The 21,120-nt window shown below is 70.2% G+C and carries 18 protein-coding genes; 3 read left to right on the top strand and 15 right to left on the bottom strand.

Annotated features, from left to right (window positions below):
• The first annotated feature begins 38 nt into the window (after positions 1–38).
• A complete protein-coding gene (locus tag OG828_RS40010) occupies positions 39–1,268 on the top strand; it encodes a DUF349 domain-containing protein (protein ID WP_328368120.1) in 1,230 nt (409 codons plus the stop codon).
• 63 nt (positions 1,269–1,331) lie between these two features.
• Here OG828_RS40010 and OG828_RS40005 read toward each other — a convergent pair whose 3' ends face one another.
• From OG828_RS40005 to pgsA, 15 genes are all read right to left on the bottom strand, one after another.
• The gene (locus OG828_RS40005) at positions 1,332–3,872 is read right to left on the bottom strand and encodes a RelA/SpoT family protein (protein WP_328368118.1); all 2,541 of its coding nucleotides are present in this window, start codon (positions 3,870–3,872) and stop codon (positions 1,332–1,334) included.
• Positions 3,873–4,190: 318 nt separating this feature from the next.
• Positions 4,191–4,739 (bottom strand): adenine phosphoribosyltransferase, encoded by a 549-nt coding sequence (locus tag OG828_RS40000; protein WP_328503912.1) that lies wholly within the window; start codon positions 4,737–4,739, stop codon positions 4,191–4,193.
• Positions 4,736–5,866 (bottom strand): protein translocase subunit SecF, encoded by a 1,131-nt coding sequence (gene secF / locus OG828_RS39995; protein WP_328503911.1) that lies wholly within the window; start codon positions 5,864–5,866, stop codon positions 4,736–4,738. The genes OG828_RS40000 and secF overlap by 4 nt, the downstream gene beginning before the upstream one ends.
• Before the next feature lies 1 nt (position 5,867).
• The gene (gene secD, locus OG828_RS39990) at positions 5,868–7,631 is read right to left on the bottom strand and encodes a protein translocase subunit SecD (RefSeq protein ID WP_328503910.1); all 1,764 of its coding nucleotides are present in this window, start codon (positions 7,629–7,631) and stop codon (positions 5,868–5,870) included.
• A gap of 132 nt (positions 7,632–7,763) precedes the next feature.
• Positions 7,764–8,255: a preprotein translocase subunit YajC gene (gene yajC, locus OG828_RS39985; protein ID WP_328441542.1), complete on the bottom strand. Its 492-nt coding sequence runs from the start codon at positions 8,253–8,255 to the stop codon at positions 7,764–7,766.
• Positions 8,256–8,430: 175 nt separating this feature from the next.
• On the bottom strand, positions 8,431–9,501 hold the full coding sequence (ruvB, locus tag OG828_RS39980; protein WP_210580457.1) for a Holliday junction branch migration DNA helicase RuvB: 1,071 nt from the start codon (positions 9,499–9,501) through the stop codon (positions 8,431–8,433).
• Positions 9,502–9,525: 24 nt separating this feature from the next.
• Positions 9,526–10,131 (bottom strand): Holliday junction branch migration protein RuvA, encoded by a 606-nt coding sequence (gene ruvA, locus OG828_RS39975; protein WP_328441541.1) that lies wholly within the window; start codon positions 10,129–10,131, stop codon positions 9,526–9,528.
• Complete coding sequence (gene ruvC / locus OG828_RS39970) at positions 10,128–10,673, bottom strand: crossover junction endodeoxyribonuclease RuvC (protein ID WP_328368106.1); 546 nt, start codon at positions 10,671–10,673, stop codon at positions 10,128–10,130. Before ruvC ends, ruvA begins: the two co-directional genes overlap by 4 nt.
• A gap of 120 nt (positions 10,674–10,793) precedes the next feature.
• Positions 10,794–11,546, bottom strand: coding sequence for a YebC/PmpR family DNA-binding transcriptional regulator (locus OG828_RS39965; protein WP_210580532.1), 753 nt, complete (start codon positions 11,544–11,546; stop codon positions 10,794–10,796).
• Positions 11,547–11,621: 75 nt separating this feature from the next.
• The gene (gene pdxT, locus OG828_RS39960; protein WP_328441540.1) at positions 11,622–12,227 is read right to left on the bottom strand and encodes a pyridoxal 5'-phosphate synthase glutaminase subunit PdxT; all 606 of its coding nucleotides are present in this window, start codon (positions 12,225–12,227) and stop codon (positions 11,622–11,624) included.
• Positions 12,227–13,141, bottom strand: coding sequence for a pyridoxal 5'-phosphate synthase lyase subunit PdxS (gene pdxS, locus OG828_RS39955; protein WP_328441539.1), 915 nt, complete (start codon positions 13,139–13,141; stop codon positions 12,227–12,229). Before pdxS ends, pdxT begins: the two co-directional genes overlap by 1 nt.
• Before the next feature lie 114 nt (positions 13,142–13,255).
• Positions 13,256–13,798, bottom strand: coding sequence for a hypothetical protein (locus OG828_RS39950; RefSeq protein ID WP_328503909.1), 543 nt, complete (start codon positions 13,796–13,798; stop codon positions 13,256–13,258).
• Between the two features lie 77 nt (positions 13,799–13,875).
• On the bottom strand, positions 13,876–15,042 hold the full coding sequence (locus OG828_RS39945) for a glycosyltransferase family 4 protein (protein WP_328368094.1): 1,167 nt from the start codon (positions 15,040–15,042) through the stop codon (positions 13,876–13,878).
• Positions 15,039–15,956, bottom strand: coding sequence for a phosphatidylinositol mannoside acyltransferase (locus OG828_RS39940; protein ID WP_328503908.1), 918 nt, complete (start codon positions 15,954–15,956; stop codon positions 15,039–15,041). The genes OG828_RS39945 and OG828_RS39940 overlap by 4 nt, the downstream gene beginning before the upstream one ends.
• Positions 15,953–16,630 carry a phosphatidylinositol phosphate synthase gene (gene pgsA, locus OG828_RS39935; RefSeq protein ID WP_328503907.1) on the bottom strand — a complete coding sequence of 226 codons (678 nt, stop codon included), beginning with the start codon at positions 16,628–16,630 and terminating at the stop codon, positions 15,953–15,955. Before pgsA ends, OG828_RS39940 begins: the two co-directional genes overlap by 4 nt.
• A gap of 271 nt (positions 16,631–16,901) precedes the next feature.
• On the opposite strand from pgsA, the gene OG828_RS39930 reads away from it, so the two are divergent.
• Both OG828_RS39930 and OG828_RS39925 read left to right on the top strand, forming a co-directional pair.
• Positions 16,902–19,100 (top strand): elongation factor G-like protein EF-G2, encoded by a 2,199-nt coding sequence (locus OG828_RS39930; RefSeq protein WP_328505020.1) that lies wholly within the window; start codon positions 16,902–16,904, stop codon positions 19,098–19,100.
• A gap of 299 nt (positions 19,101–19,399) precedes the next feature.
• Positions 19,400–21,061, top strand: coding sequence for a hypothetical protein (locus OG828_RS39925; RefSeq protein ID WP_328368086.1), 1,662 nt, complete (start codon positions 19,400–19,402; stop codon positions 21,059–21,061).
• The last annotated feature ends 59 nt before the right edge of the window (positions 21,062–21,120 follow it).

The following is a 21,120-nucleotide window of genomic DNA, read 5'->3' as shown; positions in this document are numbered from 1 at the left end:
GCGGAAGCCCTACGCAGGCATCATGTGGAGGAGGCGCTGTGAGCAGCGACCCGTGGGGCCGCGTCGACGAGACGGGGACCGTGTACGTGCGTACGGCCGACGGCGAGCAGGTTGTCGGTTCCTGGCAGGCCGGCTCCCCCGAGGAAGCGTTGGCCTACTTCGAGCGCAAGTACGAGGGCCTGGTTGTCGAGATCGGCCTCCTCGAGAAGCGAGTGAAGACCACCGACCTCTCCGCGAAGGACGCCCAGGTCGCCATCGACCACATCCGTGAGCAGGTCGACGCACACCACGCCGTCGGTGATCTGGACGCGCTGCGCAAGCGGCTGGACAAGCTCGTGGAAACCGTCGAGGCACGCCGCGAGGAGCGCAAGCAGCAGCGCGCGCGGCAGTCCGACGAGGCCCGCAAGGCCAAGGAGGCGCTGGTCACCGAGGCGGAGCAGCTGGCCCAGTCCGACCAGTGGCGGGCGGCCGGTGAGCGGCTGCGGGCGCTGGTGGACACCTGGAAGGGCCTGCCGCGGCTGGACCGCAAGTCGGACGACGAGCTGTGGCACCGCTTCTCGCACGCCCGGTCGGCGTTCTCCAAGCGCCGCAAGGCACACTTCGCTTCGCTGGACGCGCAGCGCGAGGAGGCCCGCAAGACCAAGGAGCGGCTGGTCGCCGAGGCCGAGGCGCTGTCGGGCTCGACGGACTGGGGTCCGACGGCCGCGCGCTACCGCGAGCTGATGTCGGAGTGGAAGGCCGCGGGCCGCGCCCAGCGCGAGCACGAGGACGACTTGTGGAACCGCTTCCGCGGCGCGCAGGACGTGTTCTTCGCCGCCCGCAGCTCGGTCTTCGCCGAGCGGGACGCGGAGCAGTCGGAGAACCTGAAGCTCAAGGAGGAGCTGGCCGAGGAGGCCGAGAAGATCCTCCCGGTCACGGACCTCAAGGCCGCCCGTGCCGCGTTCCGCTCGATCAACGAACGCTGGGAGGCCATCGGCCATGTGCCGCGCGACGCGCGTCCGAAGGTCGAGGGTCGGATGCACGCGGTGGAGCGGGCCATCCAGGAGGCCGAGGAGGCCGAGTGGCGCCGGTCCAACCCGGAGGCACGCGCGCGTGCCGAGGGTCTGACCGGCCAGCTCCAGGCCGCCGTGGAGAAGCTCCAGAAGCAGATCGAGCAGGCGCGCGCCCAGGGCAACAACGCCAAGGCCGACAAGCTGGAGCGGGAGCTGGAGGGCCGCCAGGCCCTGCTGGACCAGGCGCTGAAGGGGCTGCAGGAGTTCGGCGGCTGACACACCTCAGGTACATGGAAAGGGGCTCCCCGAGGGGAGCCCCTTTTCGTGCTCGTACGGCGGTTACGCCCGGCTGCGCGCCGACGTCACCCGGTACACGTCGTACACGCCTTCCACTCCCCTGACCGCCTTCAGGACGTGGCCGAGATGCTTCGGGTCGCCCATCTCGAAGGTGAAGCGGGAGGTGGCGACGCGGTCGCGGGAGGTCTGGACGGCCGCGGAGAGGATGTTGACGTGCTGGTCGGACAGGACCCGGGTCACGTCCGACAGCAGCCGGGAGCGGTCGAGGGCCTCGACCTGGATGGCGACCAGGAAGACCGAGGACTGCGTGGGCGCCCACTCGACGTCGAGGATGCGCTCGGGCTCACGGGACAGCGAGTCGACGTTCACACAGTCGGTGCGGTGAACCGATACGCCACTGCCGCGCGTGACGAAGCCCATGATGGGGTCGCCGGGGACCGGCGTACAACAGCGGGCGAGCTTGACCCAGACGTCGTCGACGCCCTTGACCACCACACCGGGGTCCTGGCTGCTGCGCCGCTTGCGGCCGCGACCTCGGGGGGACGGTACCGCCTCGTCCATCTCCTCGGTGGCGGCCTCCTCCCCGCCGAGGGCCTGAACGAGCTTCTGTACGACGTTCTGCGCGGCGACATGTCCCTCGCCGATCGCGGCGTACAGCGAGGAGATGTCGGGGTAGCGCATCTCGTGCGCCAGGGTGACGAGGGAGTCGCCCGTGAGGATGCGCTGGATCGGCAGGTTCTGTTTGCGCATCGCGCGTGCGATGGCGTCCTTGCCCTGTTCGATGGCCTCGTCCCGGCGTTCCTTGGAGAACCAGGCCCGGATCTTGTTGCGGGCGCGCGGCGACTTGACGAAGCCGAGCCAGTCGCGGGACGGTCCGGCGCCGGCCGCCTTGGAGGTGAAGACCTCCACCAAGTCGCCGTTGTCCAGGGTGGATTCGAGCGGTACGAGACGGCCGTTGACCCGTGCCCCTATGGTGCGGTGGCCGACTTCGGTGTGGACCGCGTACGCGAAGTCGACGGGCGTCGCACCGGCCGGGAGCGCTATGACGTCGCCCTTCGGCGTGAAGACGAAGACCTCGTTGCGCGACAGGTCGAAGCGCAGCGACTCCAGGAACTCGCCCGGGTCCTCGGTCTCCTTCTGCCAGTCGAGCAGTTGGCGCAGCCACGCCATGTCGTTGAGATGGTCGTCCTTGCCCTTGCCGGACGACTTGGGCACATCGGTACGGATCTTGGAGGCGCCCGCGACGGCCTCCTGCTTGTACTTCCAGTGCGCGGCGATGCCGTACTCGGCGCGGCGGTGCATGTCGAACGTACGGATCTGGAGTTCGACCGGCTTGCCGTTGGGCCCGATCACCGTCGTGTGCAGCGACTGGTACATGTTGAACTTGGGCATCGCGATGTAGTCCTTGAACCGGCCGGGGACCGGGTTCCATCGCGCGTGCACGGTGCCGAGGGCGGCGTAGCAGTCGCGGACGGTGTCCACGAGGACGCGGATGCCCACCAGGTCGTAGATCTCCGCGAAGTCACGGCCGCGGACGATCATCTTCTGGTAGACGCTGTAGTAGTGCTTCGGGCGTCCGGTGACGGTCGCCTTGATGCGGGCCGCGCGCAGGTCCTGCTGGACCTCGTCGGTCACTATGGCCAGATACTCGTCACGCTTCGGTGCCCGCTCGGCCACCAGCCGTACGATCTCGTCGTACATCTTGGGGTAGAGGATCGCGAAGGCGAGGTCCTCCAGTTCCCACTTGATGGTGTTCATGCCGAGGCGATGGGCGAGCGGCGCGTAGATCTCGAGGGTCTCGCGCGCCTTCTTCTCCTGCTTCTCGCGCTTGAGATAGCGCATGGTGCGCATGTTGTGCAGGCGGTCGGCGAGCTTGATGACCAGGACGCGGGGGTCCTTGGCCATGGCTACGACCATCTTGCGCACCGTCTCGGCCTGCGCGGCCTCGCCGAACTTGACCTTGTCCAGCTTGGTGACGCCGTCGACGAGCAGGGCGACGGAGTCGCCGAAGTCGCGGCGGAGCTGGTCGAGGCCGTACTCGGTGTCCTCGACGGTGTCGTGCAGCAGGCCCGCCATCAGCGTGGCCGGATCCATGCCCAGCTCGGCGAGGATCGTGGTGACGGCGAGGGGGTGCGTGATGTACGGGTCGCCGCTCTTGCGCTTCTGGCCGCGGTGCCAGCGCTCGGCGACCTGGTAGGCCTTCTCGATCTGGCGGAGCGTGGCCGTCTCGATCTTCGGGTCGTTGCTGCGGACTATGCGCAGCAGCGGTTCCAGGACCGGGTTGTACGGGTTGGAGCGCTGGACGCCGAGGCGGGCGAGGCGGGCGCGGACGCGGTTGGAGGAGCCGGAGCGGGCGGGCTGGCCGGTGTTCGGGCGGACCGCAGGTGTGGCCGGGCTCTCGGACGGGGCGGGCTTGGGGCGCGACTGCTCGGCCGACTTGTCGACGGGCGCGGACTGGGCATGCTCGACCGGCCCGCGGGTGTCGTTCTTCGCGTTCGACTCGGTCGGCGCGGGCGGCTTCGCCGCGGGCGCCGAGGCGGGCTCGGGCTTGGCGGCGGTGAGTGGCTGGGCCTCGTCTGGCAAGAGGGCTCCTCGTGCGCGATCCGGGTCCCCCGGTCAGGCTCCGGAGATCCCATGGTAGCGAGCCTCAGCGGCGGGATCGCCGTCCGGACGATGTGACGGCCGTCAACCGGGGGCTGCCGCCGGCATTCCGGGAGGTGACGTGAGGGTGATTCGGGGGTGGCCAGTGAGTGTTTTCGGGGCCTGTGCGGGGGTGGCAGGGTGGATTGCCGACTGCCGGTCCGTTGTGGTTGATCGCGCAGTTCCCCGCGCCCCTGTCGGGGCGCGAAACGGCCGGCCCGGATGTAACCGGGCCGGCCGTTTGTGTGTAGTGCCTGCGCCTCAGACCTTTAGCAGCGCCTCGAGCGGTGCCCCGTCCAGTGTCGGTTCCAGGCGGGCGCGGCCGCCCAGGAAGCCGAGTTCCATGAGGACCGCGACGCCCGCGACCTCGGCGCCCGCGCTGCGGATCAGCTTCAGGGAGGCCTCGGCGGTGCCGCCGGTGGCGAGGACGTCGTCGACGATCAGCACGCGGTCGTCGGCGGCCAGGTCCTCGGCGTGGACCTCGATCTCGGCGGAGCCGTACTCCAGGTCGTACGCCTGGCTGAGGGTGGCTCCGGGGAGCTTGCCTGCCTTGCGTACGGGGATGAAGCCGAGGCCGGCGCGGACGGCGACCGGGGCGCCGAGGATGAAGCCGCGGGCCTCCAGGCCGACGACCTTCGTCGCGTTCGTCCGCTCGGCGACCCTGGCGAGGGCGTCGGTGAGGGCGGTGAACGCCGCCGGGTCCGCCAGGAGCGGGGTGATGTCCTTGAACATCACGCCCGGCTCCGGGTAGTCGGCCACATCGCGGATGCGGCTGAGCAGCAGCGCGCTGATGTCGGTGAGCTCGGTCATCGGCGCTTCCCCGACGGTCGGCCCCGGCCGCGGCCGCGGGAGGCGGGCTGGCTGCGGACCGCCTGGCCCTGCGGGCCGACGACCGCGGGAGCGGCATCCGCGGGCTCGGCTCCGAACGGCTCCCCGACGGCCTGGTCCTCCGCGGCCTCGCCCTGTGCGCCTGCCTGCGCCCGCTTGGCGAGGACGCGCTTCCTGAGCGCCTTCATCTGCGGCTCGCGCTCCTTGAGGTCGGCGACGAGCGGGGTGGCGATGAAGATCGAGGAGTACGCACCGGCCGCGAGGCCGACGAACAGCGACAGCGAGATGTCGTTGAGCATGCCCGCGCCGAGGAAACCGCCGCCGATGAACAGCAGTCCGGCGACCGGGAGCAGCGCGACCACCGTGGTGTTGATGGAACGCATCAGGGTGCTGTTGATCGAGTTGTTGGCGACGTCGCTGTACGTCAGACGGGTCTGCTTGGTGATGTCCTTCGCCTGCTCCTTGAGGCTGTCGAAGACGACGACCGTGTCATAGAGCGAGTAACCGAGGATGGTCAGCAGACCGATCACCGTGCCCGGTGTCACTTCGAAGCCGACGAGGGCGTAGATGCCGACCGTGATGGTGATGTCGTGGATCAGAGCGACCAATGCGGCCGCGGCCATGCGCCATTCGAACGCGATCGCCAGGTAGATCACGACGAGCACCATGAAGATCGCCAGACCCTGCCAGGCCTTGTTGGCGATCTGTTCACCCCAACTGGGGCCGACGAGCTCGGCGTTGATCTTCTCCGAGTCGACGCTCAGGTCCTTGGAGAGATCGGCCTTGATCTGGTCGGCCTTGGCGGTGTCGATACCGGCGATCTGGATGCGCAGGCCGCCGCTGCCGAGCTCCTGGACGATCGCGTCGTGGCCGGACGCGGTTTCCGCGTACTCCTCGGCCTGGGAGACCGAGACGCTGGACTTCGGGGTGGTGAAGACCGCGCCGCCCTGGAACTCGATGCCCATGTTCAGGCCGCGCACCGCCAGGCCGGCGATGGCCACGATGGTGATCAGGATCGAGACGCCGTACCAGATCTTGCGGTTGCGGACGAAGTCGTAGCCGACCTCGCCACGGTGCAGTCGGGCGCCGAGGTTGCCGAGCTTCGACATCTCACGCCTCCTTCGGGTCGACAGGGCCGGCGGTGGGGCGGACGGGACGGCGGGTACGGCGCAGCGGAGGTTTGGCGCCCAGGCCCTTCGGGTCGAGGCCGGACCACTTGTGGCCGTTCGCGAAGAACTTCTTGCGGGCGAGGATCGTCATCAGCGGCTTGGTGAAGAAGAAGACGACGACCACGTCGAGCACGGTCGTCAGACCGAGGGTGAACGCGAAGCCCTGGACCTTGCCGACGGTGACGATGAACAGGACCGCGGCGGCGAGGAACGACACGAAGTCGGAGACCAGGATGGTGCGCCGGGCGCGCGGCCAGCCCCGCTCCACGGCGGGGCGCAGCGTGCGGCCCTCGCGGATCTCGTCCCGGATCCGTTCGAAGAACACGATGAACGAGTCCGCTGTGATGCCGATCGCGACGATGGCACCGCACACGGCCGGCAGGTTCAGCGCGAAGCCGATGGTCGGGCCGAGCAGCGACATGATCACGTAGGTGAGGATCGCGGAGACCAGCAGCGAGGGGATGGCGATGATCGACAGGCCGCGGTAGAAGGCCAGCAGGTAGATGATGACCAGGGCGAGACCGATCGCGCCCGCGATCAGGCCGGCCTGCAGCTGCTCGCCGCCGAGGGCCGCGGTCACCGTGGTGACGCTGTCCTCCTTGAAGGTCAGCGGCAGGGCGCCGTACGACAGCATGTTGGAGAGGCTCTGGGCCGACTCCTGGTTGAAGTTGCCGGAGATCTCGGCGTTGCCGCCGGTCAGCGCCTGGCGGACGTACGGGTCGGAGACGACCTCGCCGTCCAGGACGATGGCGAACTGGTTCTGCGGGGACTGGTTCTGGGCCAGCTTGCCGGTGATCGCGGCGAACTTCTTGGTGCCGGCGGACGTGAAGTCCATCGTGACGGTCCAGCCCGCGCCGGTCTGGGTGTTGAAGACGGCCTGGGCCTTGTCGACGTCGGTGCCGTCGACCTCGGCGGGGCCGAGGATGTACTTCTGCCACTGGCCCTGCGCGTTCTGGCCGCAGGCGACCGTCGGCGCGGTGGGCTTCGAGCCCTCGCCGGCCGTGGCGCGGACCGCCTTCTTGGTGCAGTCGAGCGCGGCGTACTGCGCCTGGAGCTTGCTGGTGGCGTCGTCCGGGGCGCTGCCGCTCGGAGAGGGGGAGGCGCTGGCGGAGGGCGAGGCGGAACCGCTCGGGGTGGCGTCGGCCTTGAGCGCGTCGGTGACCGCGCGTCCCTGCGTGGTGGCGGTCGCCGAGGGAGTGCCGGACGGGGACGAGGACGAGGTCGCCTTGTCCTTGTCGGCGTCGCCCGAGGCGCTGCTGGAGGCGCTGGGCGACGGAGTGGCCCCGGCTCCGGCGCCGGCGACCTCGGTGGTGAGGACGGGACGGAAGTAGAGCTTGGCGGTGGTGCCGACCTGCTTCCGGGCCTCCTCGGAGTTCGTGCCCTTGGGGATGTTGACGATGATGTTGCGATCGCCCTGGGTCTGGACCTCTGCCTCGGAGACACCGAGACCGTTGACACGGCGGTTCATGATGTCGACCGCGGTGTCCATGTTCTTCTTGTTGATCGCGGACTGGTCGCCGTCCTCGGGCTCCGCGCGGAGCGTGATGCTCGTACCGCCGGCCAGGTCGATGCCGAGACGCGGAGTGGTGTGTCCGGAGGCGAACATTCCCCCGGTGAGCGCCACGATGGCGATCAGGATCAGGACCAGCGAGCGCCCTGGCTTGCTCTGGGCGCTCGCGCTCCGGCCCTTCTTAGGTGCTGCCACCTTCTCGTACTCCCTCTCGGGCCGCCTCGCGCCCGTGCGGCGGGCGGGCGGCCATGACATGGTGTCGGGATCCCCGTCGAGCTTCGCATGTTCCGGGGCGCGCGGGAGCGGCCCGCGCACCCGGGTGCATGACTACTTCGCGTCGGAGTCGCCGTCGGTCTTCTTCGGCTCGTCGTCAGCCTTCGCCTCGGCGGCCGCGGGCTCGTCGGCCGGCTCCTCGTCAGCGTCCTTCTTGCCCAGGTCGACCGGCGTGTCGTCGGAGTCGGCGGCGGTCGCGCCGGACTCCGGCTCGGTGAGGGAGGAGGCGTCGTCCGGGACGACGTCGCTCTTCAGGTCGTGCTCGACGCCGTGGACGATGCGGTTGTACTCGTCGTCGGTCAGGACGGCACCGATCGCGTTCTTGGCGAAGAGGAGGTCGACACCCGGGCCTGCGTCGAGGAGGACCGTGTCCTCGTTGACCTCTTTGACCGTGGCGTACATGCCCCCGATCGTGCGGACGCCGCTGCCGGGCTGCATTTCGTTCCGCATGTTCGCGGCCTGCTGCTGCTTCTTCTTGGCCGAGCGGGTCATCAGGAACATGGCCCCGATGAGCACGATGAACGGGAGGAGGGTCACGAGACTCACGGGTCGGTACTTCCTTCACGCGACCGCGATGGTGAGCGGCCTGATGGTTGGGGGTATGTGTGCCGCCGACAAAGGCGGCATCGGCGGAGTCTAAGCGAGTCCGCGCGCAAGGAACAACGCTCAGCATGGCACCGGGGTTCCTGGTCCGGTCAATGCCCTCGCCGTCGGGCCTCCCTCACGTCCCGAACAGGTCCTGTTGTCCGTTTCCGGCACCGGACGAGCGGGGCGGGGTGAGGCCGAGATGTGCCCATGCGGCGGGCGTGGCCACCCGGCCGCGCGGGGTGCGGGCCAGCAGCCCCTCCCGTACGAGGAACGGCTCGGCGACCTCTTCCACGGTCTCCCGCTCCTCCCCCACCGCGACGGCGAGCGTCGACAGTCCGACCGGACCGCCGCCGAAGAGCTTGAGCAGGGCTTCGAGGACGCCCCGGTCGAGCCGGTCGAGCCCGCGGGCGTCGACTTCGTACACCTTCAGTGCCGCCGACGCGATGTCGCGGGTGATGATCCCGTCGGCCTTGACCTGCGCGTAGTCGCGGACGCGGCGCAGCAGGCGGTTGGCGATACGGGGTGTGCCGCGGGAGCGGCCGGCGATCTCGGCGGCGCCGTCGGCCCCGATCTCGACGTCGAGGAGGTGCGCGGAGCGGTGGATGACGCGCTCCAGCTCGGCGGGCTCGTAGAACTCCATGTGCGCGGTGAAGCCGAAGCGGTCGCGCAGCGGGGGCGGCAGCAGGCCCGCGCGCGTGGTGGCGCCGACCAGGGTGAAGGGCGGAAGTTCGAGCGGGATGGCGGTGGCGCCCGGGCCCTTGCCGACGATGACGTCGACGCGGTAGTCCTCCATCGCCATGTAGAGCATCTCCTCGGCGGGCCGGGACATGCGGTGGATCTCGTCGAGGAAGAGGACCTCGCCCTCCTGGAGCGAGGACAGGATCGCGGCGAGGTCGCCGGCGTGCTGGATGGCGGGGCCGCTGGTGATGCGGATCGGGGCGCCCATCTCGGCCGCGATGATCATCGAGAGGGTGGTCTTGCCGAGGCCGGGGGCGCCGGAGAGCAGCACATGGTCGGCGGTGGCGCCACGCGCGCGTGCGGCCCGCAGGACGAGGTCGAGTTGCTCGCGGACCTTCTCCTGGCCGATGAACTCGTCCAGGTCCTTGGGGCGCAGGGCGGCCTCGACGGCCTGGTCCTCACGGTCGGCGACCGACCCCACCAGCCGCTCGGCGGCGGGGGTGTCGGTCGGGTCGTCCCAGTTCATTGCGTATGCCTCGAGGTCGGGGGGTCAGCGGGCGCGGTTGAGGGTCTGGAGAGCGGCCTTCAGCAGCTGGCCCACTGGCGGGGTGCCCTCTGCCGCCTCGGCCTGCGGGGCCACGGCGGCCACGGCCTCTTCGGCTTCGCGGGTGGCGTAGCCCAGTCCGATCAGCGCGGCGTGCAGTTGGTCTCGCCAGCCGCTGCTGATCGCCGTTCCCATCGCGGGGGCGCCGATCGGCTCGCCGAGGCGGTCCTTCAGCTCCAGCAGCAGCTTCTGGGCGCCCTTCTTGCCGATGCCGGGGACGGCGGTGAGTGCCTTCTCGTCGGCTGTCGTGACGGCTCGGCGCAGGGCGTCCGGGCTGTGTACGGCGAGCATGGCCTGGGCCAGGCGGGGGCCGACTCCGCTGGCGGTCTGGAGCAGTTCGAAGGTCTGCCGTTCGTCGTCGTCCGCGAAGCCGTACAGGGTGAGCGAGTCCTCTCGGACCACGAGCGAGGTGTGCAGCTTGGCGGGCTGACCGAGCCGGAGCGTGGACAGGGTGTTCGGCGTGCACTGGACGGCCATGCCGACACCGCCGACCTCGACCACCGCAGCGTCGGGGGCGAGGGCGGCGACCGTGCCGCTGACGAAGGCGATCATGCCGGGCGACCTTTCGATGCGGTTGTTTTTGCCGCGTGCAGGGCGACAGCCTGCTGGAGGCGGTTCTGGGCGGGGGCCCGCCAGATGTGGCAGATGGCGAGCGCGAGCGCGTCGGCGGCGTCGGCGGGCTTGGGGGGCGCGTCGAGCCGCAGCAGTCGGGTGACCATCGCGCCGACCTGCGCCTTGTCCGCGCGGCCGCTGCCGGTGACGGCGGCCTTGACCTCGCTGGGGGTGTGCAGGGCGACGGGGATGCCTCGGCGGGCGGCGCAGAGCATGGCCACGGCGCTGGCCTGGGCCGTGCCCATCACCGTCCGCACGTTGTGCTGGCTGAACACCCGCTCCACGGCGACGAATTCGGGCCGGTGTTCGTCCAGCCACTGCTCGATGCCCTGCTCGATGGCGACGAGACGGTGCCCCAGGTCCGCGTCCGCGGGCGTGCGGACGACTCCGACGCCGAGCATGGTGAGGGGCCGGCCCGCGACACCTTCGACCACGCCGACACCGCACCGCGTCAGCCCCGGGTCCACCCCCAGTACGCGCAACCCCGCACCGTCCCTTCGATCGCCTGTTTGTGCAGGCTATCGGGTACCACTGACAACAACGGCGGGCCGGGTGGGACGTGTCCCACCCGGCCCGCCGAATCCGCTCGGCTCGCGGCAGCGTTACGCGTCGACCTTCTCCATGATCTCGTCGCTCACATCGAAGTTGGCGAAGACGTTCTGGACGTCGTCGCTGTCCTCGAGCGCGTCGATCAGCTTGAAGATCTTCTTGGCGCCCTCCTCGTCCAGTTCGACCTGCATGGTCGGGACGAAGTTCGCGTCGGCGGACTCGTAGTCGATGCCGGCGTCCTGGAGGGCCGTGCGGACGGCGACCAGGTCGGTGGCCTCGCTGATGACCTCGAAGTTCTCGCCGAGGTCATTGACCTCCTCGGCGCCCGCGTCGAGCACGGCACCGAGGACATCGTCCTCGGTCAGCTCGCCCTTGGGGACGATCACGACGCCCTTGCGGTTGAAGAGGTACGACACGGAGCCGGGGTCGGCCATGGAGCCGCCGTTGCGGGTCATGGCGACGCGGACGTCCGAGGCGGCGCGGTTGCGGTTGTCGGTGAGGCACTCGATGAGCACGGCGACGCCATTCGGGCCGTAGCCCTCGTACATGATCGTCTCGTAGTCGGCGCCACCGGCCTCCAGGCCGGCGCCGCGCTTGACCGCGGAGTCGATGTTCTTGTTCGGGACCGACGACTTCTTCGCCTTCTGGATGGCGTCGTACAGCGTCGGGTTGCCATCGGGGTCGGCGCCACCGGTGCGGGCCGCGACCTCGATGTTCTTGATCAGCTTCGCGAAGAGCTTGCCGCGCTTGGCATCGATCACGGCCTTCTTGTGCTTCGTCGTGGCCCATTTAGAGTGGCCGGACATCTGCCTGTCTCCTTCGCGTAACCCATCTCCGAACGAACTCCCCCAGATCTTAAGGGCCTGGGAGACCTCCAGATCCTACAAGGACTCCGTCGTCCGGTACGCGCGCACCATGTCGACGAACAGGCCGTGCACGCGGTGGTCGCCGGTCAGTTCCGGGTGGAACGACGTGGCCAGCGCGTTGCCCTGACGGACCGCGACGATGTGGCCGTCGTGCTCGGCGAGTACCTCGGCCGCGGCGCCGACGGACTCCACCCAGGGGGCGCGGATGAAGACGCCCTCCACAGGATCGCCCGCGATGCCCCGCACCTCGACGGCCGCTTCGAAGGACTCGTTCTGCCGGCCGAAGGCGTTGCGACGCACGATCATGTCGATGCCGCCGATCGTCTCCTGGCCCGAGCGCGGGTCGAGGATCTTGTCGGCGAGCATGATCATGCCCGCGCAGGTGCCGTAGACGGGCATGCCGTCCCGCACGCGCGCGCGGAGGGGGTCCATCACGCCGAAGAGGACCGCCAGCTTCGAGATGGTGGTGGACTCGCCGCCGGGCAGGACCAGGCCGTCGATCCCGGCGAGCTCTTCGGGGCGCCGCACCGGCCTGGCCACGGCACCGGCCGCGGCCAGGGCGACGAGGTGCTCCCGTACGTCGCCCTGGAGCGCGAGCACTCCGACTACGGGAGCGGTCATCACCAGCCCCGGTTCGCGTAGCGCTCGGCCTCGGGGAGGGTGTCGCAGTTGATGCCGACCATGGCCTCGCCGAGGTTGCGGGACGCGTCCGCGATGATCTTGGGGTCGTCGTAGAAGGTGGTCGCCTTCACGATGGCGGCGGCACGCTTGGCCGGGTCGCCGGACTTGAAGATGCCGGAGCCGACAAAGACGCCCTCGGCGCCGAGCTGGCGCATCAGCGCGGCGTCGGCCGGGGTGGCGACACCACCGGCGGAGAAGAGGACCACCGGCAGCTTGCCCAGCTCCGAGACCTCCTTGACGAGCTCGTACGGGGCACGCAGCTCCTTGGCGGCGGCGTACAGCTCGTTGTTGTCGTAGCCGCGCAGACGGGCGATCTCGTTCTTGATCTGGCGCAGGTGGCGGACGGCCTCGACGACGTTGCCGGTGCCGGCCTCGCCCTTGGAGCGGATCATGGCCGCACCCTCGGCGATGCGGCGCAGGGCCTCGCCCAGGTTGGTGGCACCGCAGACGAAGGGGGTCGTGAACGCCCACTTGTCGGAGTGGTTGACCTCGTCGGCCGGGGTGAGCACCTCGGACTCGTCGATGTAGTCGACGCCGAGGGACTGCAGCACCTGGGCCTCGACGAAGTGGCCGATGCGGGACTTGGCCATGACCGGGATGGAGACGGCCTCGATGATGCCCTCGATCATGTCCGGGTCGGACATACGGGCCACGCCGCCGTCCTTGCGGATGTCGGCCGGGACCCGCTCCAGCGCCATGACGGCCACGGCGCCGGCGTCCTCGGCGATCTTCGCCTGGTCCGGCGTGACGACGTCCATGATCACGCCGCCCTTGAGCTGCTCGGCCATGCCGCGCTTCACGCGCGCGGTGCCGGTCTCGGGCGTCTGGGCGGAGTGGGGAAGCGTGCTGGACACGTGTGACCTCGCTCGGTGAAAGAGGGTTTCTGCGAATACCGAGGAAACGCGAGGGGACCAGGCCACAGCAAGGGCCAATGAGGAGCCGGTGGATCGTTTTGGGTGCGGGCGCGGCTAAGCGGCCCGCACCATCAGGGCCGCCGGGGGCTCGTCGTCCATCTCGAAGGCCAGCGGGAAGGGCGCATGACCGGCCAGCCGGAACCAGCGCACCTTGCGGTGCTCCCGGAGCCTGCGGGCCGCTCCCACGGCGTCGTTGTGGAAGCGGCGGGCCATCGGCACCCGGCGTACCGCCTCGGTGAGTTCACGCGTGGCCGCCTCTCCCCCGGGCGCCTCCCGTACCGCCTCCACCTGCTGCGCCTCGGCGAACACGGCCCTGAGCGCCTGGCTCAAATCGCTCTCGGCGACCTCGCGTTGCTCCTCCTCGGCCTGCCGCGCGGCGTGCGCGGCCTCGTACAGGACGATCGAGGCGGCCGGATCGAGCACACCGGAGGTCGCCAGTTCCTGGGCCACCGAGGCGCGGCGCAGCAGTTGGGCGTCGAGCGCGGCGCGGGTGGCGTCGATGCGGGCGTGCAGCCGGTCGAGCCTGCCTGCGGTCCAGCTCAGGTAGAGGCCGATCACCACGAGGGCGACGAGGATCCAGATGAGGGTTGCGGTCACGGGCGGCAAGGTTAGCCGGGCCGTGTGGAGCACCTGTGGTCAGCGTCCGACCGGCAGGCCCACGCGCGCGTGCCGGGTCAGTCGCGCGCCAGCCCCAGCCGTGCCCGCAACCCCGGCGAGCGCTCGTCGGCGGCCGCCACCGCCGTCGTCCCGTCCGTCACCGTCTCGTAGACCGACAGGATGTCCGCGCCGACCGTGGACCAGTCGAACCTCCGGACGTGGGCGCTGCCGCGTGCCCGCAGCTCGGCCCGGCGCTCGGGGTCCTCGAGGAGGCGTACGGCGCGCTCGGCGAGGGCGTTCGCGTCCTCGTTGGCGAACAACTCGCCGGCGGCGCCCTGGTCGAGTACCTGCGCGAACGCGTCCAGATCCGAGGCGAGCACCGGCGCTCCCGCCGACATGGCCTCGACCAGGATGATCCCGAAGCTCTCGCCGCCGGTGTTGGGGGCGACGTACAGGTCGACGCTGCGCAGCAGACGGGCCTTGTCCTCGTCGCTGACCATGCCGAGGAACTCGACCCGGGAGCGCATCTCCTTGGGCAGCTTCTCCACGGCCTCCTCCTCGTCGCCGCGCCCCGCGACCAGCAGCCGGGTCTGCGGACGGGCGGCGAGGATCTTCGGCAGCGCCTTGATCAGCACCGGCAGCCCCTTGCGGGGCTCGTCGATGCGCCCTATGAAGCCGATCGTGTCGCCCTGCCACTCGGGCTTGGGCTCGGCCTTGGCGAAGAAGTCGACGTCCACGCCGTTCGGGATCACCACCGCGTCGCCGCCGAGGTGTTCCACGAGGGTGCGGCGGGCGTACTCGCTCACGGCGATCCGCGCGCTGATCTTCTCCAGCGCGGCCTGGAGGATCGCGTACGCGGCGAGCATCGCCCGGGAGCGCGGGTTGGACGTGTGGAAGGTCGCGACGATCGGGCCCTGCGCCGCCCAGCAGGTGAGCAGGCCGAGCGAGGGCGAGGACGGCTCATGGATGTGGACCACGTCGAAGGCGCCGTCGTGCAGCCAGCGCCGTACCCGCGCGGCCGACAGGAAGCCGAAGTTCAGCCGGGCCACCGAGCCGTTGTACGGCACCGGGACCGCGCGGCCCGCCGAGACGACGTACGGCGGGAGCGGGGTGTCGTCGTCGGCGGGTGCGAGGACGGACACTTCGTGGCCGAGGCGGATGAAGTACTCGGCGAGGTCGCGGATATGGAACTGGACGCCGCCCGGCACGTCCCAGGAGTACGGGCAGACGATGCCGATTCTCACGGCCGCTCCCCGTCGGACGGTCGGGGTTCCAGGTCGGCGAGCCACAGTCGCTGCAGCATGTGCCAGTCCTCCGGATGGTCGGCGATCCCGCCGGCGAAGGCATCCGCCAACGCCTGTGTCATGACAGACGTCTTCTCGGACTTCGTACCTGCCTCGGGTACCTCGATCGGCGGGTGAACGCGACCCCGCATGACGGGCGAGCCGTCGTACCAGAGCGTCACCGGCAGCAGAAGCGCGCCCGTCTGCTGGGCGAGCAGTGCGGGTCCGGCGGGCATCCGGGCCGTGTCGCCGAAGAACTCGACCTCGACACCGGAGGCGGACAGGTCACGGTCGGCGACCAGACAGACCAGCCCGCCGTCACGCAGCCGCCGGGCCAGGGTGCCGAAGGCGGTGCCGCCGGTGTGCGGCAGGACCTCCATGCCGAGGCCTTCGCGGTAGGCGACGAAACGGTCGTACAGCGTCTCGGGCTTCAGGCGCTCGGCGACCGTGGTGAAGGGCGTCTTCAGCTGGGTGGTGACCCAGGCGCCGGCCAGGTCCCAGTTGCCCAGGTGGGGCAGGGCCAGGACGACGCCGCGGCCGGCGGCGAGGCCGTCCGTGAGGTGGTGGATGTCCTTGACCTCGAAGCCGTTCCTGATGCGCTCGGCGCTCCAGGCCGGCAGCCGGAACGACTCCATCCAGTACCGCAGATACGAGCGCATGCCCGCGCGCGAGAGCTCGGCGAGGCGCTCCGGGCTCGCGCCCGGCACCACGCGCGCGTAGTTGCTCTCCAGCCGCAGTACGCCCTTGCCGCGCCGCTTCCAGGCGGCGTCGGCGATCGCGTTCCCCAGTCGTACGGCGACCGGCTCGGGGAGCTTCTTGACCGTGCTCCAGCCGATCCCGTACAGCGCGTCCGTCAGCCGATCCTGGGCGCTCACTTCGCCGCCTCACTCCCTTGGGAGGCATTTTCCCGCGCGGCGGCCTCGTCCGCCTCGGCCGACTCCCGGCGGACCGTGACGACCCGCTGGATCAGCGTCACCAGGCTGCCGACGGCGACGACCCACAGGGCGACCGGCAGCAGGTACTGGATACCGGGCACACCGAAGTCGTGCAGGCCCGCGAGACCGGCGGCGACCAGGGAGATCACCAGCCGCTCGGCACGCTCGACCAGCCCGTTGACCGCGACCGGCAGGCCGATCGACTCGCCGCGGGCCTTGGTGTACGACACCACCTGGCCGCTGGCCAGGCAGAAGATCGAGACGGCGCACAGCACGAGGTCGTCGCCGCCCCCCGCGTACCAGAGGATGAAGCCGCCGAAGATCGCGCCGTCGGCGACCCGGTCGAGCGTGGAGTCCAGGAAGGCGCCCCAGCGGCTGGAGCGGCCGAGCTGGCGGGCCATATTGCCGTCGACGAGGTCGGAGAACACGAACAGCGTGATCACGACCGTGCCCCAGAAGAACTCGCCCATCGGGTAGAAGACCAGCGCTCCCGCGACCACTCCGGCGGTGCCGAGGAGCGTCACCGTGTCGGGGCTGACCCCGCGACGGATGAGAAACGCGGCGAACGGTGTGAGGACACGCGTGAAGAATGCACGCGCGTACTTGTTCAGCATGGCCTTCCCGAGGGCTCGGTGTCGCCGGACGGCCCCTGCTGGCCACCGGCTGGCCCATCGTAGCCACGCGCGCGTGTCGGCGACGTCCGGGCACCCGCCACCGGCCACCGTCCGCAACAGACGGCGGGCGGCCAGATCGCGTCCCTCGTATGGACGCACCGTGACGGGAGTGGAAAGCTCGAAGGACCGCGGGCGTCGCCGGAGCCGCCACCGCACGTGGAGCCGCGTGTCCGCGCCCACAGAGACCTCACCGTGCACGGGAGGCAAGGCCATGGGCGACAAGGCGAACGCACACCCCGGAGCCGCCGGCAGGGCAACAGCGGCCGACCACCCCGCGTCCGTACGGAATGTGGTGCTGGTCGGCCACAGCGGATCGGGCAAGACCACGTTGGTGGAAGCCCTCGCACTCACAGCGGGGGCAGTGAACCGGGCGGGCCGTGTGGAGGACGGCGGCACCGTTTCGGACTACGACGAGATCGAGCACCGGCAGCAGCGTTCGGTGCAGCTCTCCCTGGTGCCCGTCGAATGGGACGGCATCAAGGTCAACATCCTCGACACCCCCGGATACGCCGACTTCGTCGGAGAGCTGAGGGCCGGTCTGCGAGCGGCGGACGCGGCCCTTTTCGTCGTCTCCGCGTCGGACGGGGTGGACGGCTCGACCCGCATGGTGTGGGAGGAGTGCGCTGCCGTCGGCATGCCCCGCGCGATCGTCGTCACGCACCTGGAGGCCGCGCGCGCCGACTACGAGGAGATGACGCGGATCTGCGCGGAGGCCTTCGGCGGGGACGACCCCGACGCCGTCCTGCCGCTGTATCTGCCGCTGCACGGTCCGCAGGGGCCCGACGGGCACGCGCCCGTGACCGGGCTGATCGGGCTGCTGTCGCAGAAGCTGTTCGACTACTCGACCGGCGAGCGCAAGGAGTCGGATCCGGATCCGGAGCGGCTGCCGCTGATCGAGGAGGCCCGCAACCGGCTGATCGAGGGGATCATCTCGGAGAGCGAGGACGAGACCCTCATGGACCGGTATCTCGGCGGCGAGAGCATCGACGTCAAGACGCTGATCGACGACCTGGAACGGGCCGTCGCGCGCGGGGTCTTCTTCCCCGTCCTGGCCGCCGCCCCCGCGGCCGACGGCGCCCGGCAGGGACTCGGCACGGTCGAGCTGCTGGAACTGGTCACACGCGGCTTCCCGACCCCCCTGGAGCGCGAGGCACCCCGGGTCACCACCGTCGACGGCAAGCCGCGCGAGCTGAAGCTCTGCGACCCGGACGGGCCGCTGGTCGCCGAGGTCGTGAAGACGGCGTCCGACCCGTACGTCGGCCGGGTCTCCCTGGTGCGCGTCTTCTCCGGCACCCTGCGCCCCGACGCGACCGTGCATGTCTCCGGGCACGGACTCGCCGACCGGGGGCATGAGGACCACGACGTCGACGAACGGATCGGCGCCCTGTCCGCACCGTTCGGCAAGCAGCAGCGCACGCTCACCCACTGCATCGCCGGGGACCTGGCGTCCGTGGCGAAGCTGAGCCGCGCGGAGACCGGCGACACGCTCTCGGCCAAGGACGACCCCCTCCTGATGGAGCCCTGGCAGATGCCCGACCCGCTGCTGCCGCTGGCGATCCAGGCGCACAGCAAGGCCGACGAGGACAAGCTCTCGCAGGGCCTGTCCCGGCTGGTCGCCGAGGATCCGACGATGCGGCTCGAGCAGAACCAGGACACCCACCAGGTGGTGCTGTGGTGCCTGGGCGAGGCGCACGCGGACGTCGCGCTGGAGCGGCTGCGCAGCCGGTACGGCGTGCAGGTCGACGTGATCGGGCACAAGGTCTCCCTACGGGAGACGTTCGCGGACAAGTCCGCCGGGCGCGGCCGGCATGTGAAGCAGTCCGGCGGGCACGGGCAGTACGCGATCTGCGAGATCGAGGTGGAGCCGCTGCCGGGCGGCTCGGGCATCGAGTTCGTGGACAAGGTGGTCGGCGGTGCGGTGCCGCGGCAGTTCATCCCGTCGGTCGAGAAGGGCGTAAGGGCCCAGGCCGCCAGGGGAGTTGCGGCCGGACACCCGCTCGTCGACATCCGGGTGACGCTCCTCGACGGCAAGGCGCACTCCGTGGACTCCTCCGACGCCGCGTTCCAGACGGCGGGCGCGCTGGCGCTGCGGGAGGCCGCGGCCGACACGAAGATCCATCTGCTGGAGCCGGTGGCCGAGGTGACCGTCCTGGTCGGCGACGACTATGTGGGCGCCGTGATGAGCGACCTGTCGGGGCGGCGCGGCCGGGTACTGGGCACCGAGCAGACGACCGGCGCGCGGACCCTCGTACGGGCCGAGGTGCCGGAGATCGAGATCGGCCGGTACGCCGTCGACCTGCGGTCCCTGTCGCACGGCACAGCGCGCTTCAACCGTTCGTACGCCCGGCACGAGCCGATGCCGCCGCAGATCTCCGAAAGGATCCGTGAACAGGAGCGCGCCGCCTCATAGTTGGAGACATCGGCAGGCTGCACGGAACGCTCCCCTCCGCGTCGGCGACGCGAGTGAGCCGTAGGGGCGTGCCGGTGTCGAGAGTCCGAGCGCGCGGAGGCGCGAAGCGCTGAGCACGGTCGGACTCTCGACACCGGCTGGAGCGCCCCGGAGGCGAACGAGCCTAAAAGAGGGGCTTTCGACCGTCCGCCGACGGGTGTCAGTGCCTGCGGATACGCTGAAGACCTGATCAACAGGTGTGCAGGGCAAGGAAGTCGGGAAGGCCGCAGAAGCGAGAATCGCGGCGATCGGGGGCGGGAATGACCTTTGACAGCGGCTACGCGGACATCTTCGGTCCGCAGGTGCCGCGCACGGGCGACGGGGACCAGACGGCGACGTTCGCGCTGGCCTCGGCGGCCTATCGGGACAATCTGGTCGGCGACATCAAGAAGGCCGACAACGAATGGCACCAGACCACCGTCAAGGAAGGCCTCAAGTGGGCGAAGATCTTCCGGCCCAACCTGGGTGAGGCCTTCTCGCGGGCCGTGGTGGACCGCATGCTGGGCCCCGGCCGCAAGCCGCTCATCCAGTCCTTCGGCAGCGAACCGCAGGTCGTCGTCGAGCACTGCCTGGCCGCGAACAACATCCGCAAGGACCGCGACAGACTGCTGAGCCTGGTCATGGTGCTGTGCGGTGTGCTGTTCCTGCCCGGGCTCCTGGTCTGGCTGCTGATCTTCACGCTCCGCACCATCATCGCCAAACGGGACGACAAACAGGCCGGCGCGTTCGCCACCGGGCTGCTCGTCGCGGCGGGCGCCCTCGCCGTGATCTTCCTGATCCGTACGCCGTTCTCCGGCTTCTGGCTCTGGTATGCGCGGGCCTGTGTGGTCATGCCGGTGGTCGGCTGGTTCTGGGCCAAGCAGATCTGCGAGGGCACGGCGAAGGACCTGCGGGGGCGGTGGGACAGCCTGCTGGCCGGCAGCAGCGTCGGCGCGAAGGTGCCGGAAGCGGTGCCGAGCAGCCCCGGCGAGACCGCGGCCGAGCAGCTGCGCCAGTCCCTGGCCAAGCTCAGCGCCGAGCAGCAGTCCAACTCCGTGTTCTACGCCGGGCCCAAGGGCATACTCGGCATGGGCACGCGCTGGGGCGCCTGGCAGCTCGCCGAGGATCTGATCCCCGCCGACGCGGACCGGGAGATCCACCCCTTCCGCAGCTGGGACGTCGTCCGGTCCATCCACGACCAGTTGCGCATGCTGGAGCGGAACACGCTGAACACCGGCGGCTTCCCCAAGGCGTCCATACGCCACTGGATCGTCACGCCCATCGCGGAGAACGCCAAGGCGGTGTCCCGGCCCGAGGGCACCGACGTGGACGCCTACCAGATCAAGTCGCACGCGATACAGGACATCTGCAACAAGCAGCAGTTCGGCAGCGGTGACCGGCACTACCTGGGCGTCCAGTGGGTGCTCTGGGACGGGCAGTTGGTCATCACCATGCTGATCACGGTGACGGTGCTGCACCAGACGCTGCGCATCGAGGTCACCGGCCACGCCCTCGGCCCGGTGAACGGGCTGTTCACCAGCAAGCCCGAGGCGCCGACGAAGGAAGTCGCCAAGTCGTTCAAGCCGTGGGAGACCCGCAAGGTGAAGCTTCCCCTGGTCGACAGCGACGAGGTGGTACGGCTGGCGGTGCGGGCCCCGATCTCCTGGTATCCGCCCCTGCTGAACTGGCTCGGCGGCACCATCATCCTCCCCGAGCCCTTCGGCCTGCGGCACGCGTGGGCGGATCAGCCGTGGCGCCACCGCTTCATGGCCGACGACGCCCTGCGCGCCGCCACACCGGTGCTGCGGGTCGTGCACTCGGCGGCGATCAAGGTGCTGGAGGAGAACGGCGTGGACACGGAGAAGTTCGGCAACAGGTCGGCGTTCCTCAGCACGGCGGTGCAGGATCCGATGCCGAGGAAGGCGGACCTCTACGACGCGTGAGCGCTCCGCTGGAAGCCCGGTGTGTTGGCTGCGGGTCCGTCGTGGCTGGTCGCGCGGTT

It is taken from the genome of Streptomyces sp. NBC_00457, assembly GCF_036014015.1.
GTDB lineage: Bacteria > Actinomycetota > Actinomycetes > Streptomycetales > Streptomycetaceae > Streptomyces.
Note: the sequence above shows the minus strand (reverse complement) of the source record. Positions and strands in the feature narration are given on the sequence as shown.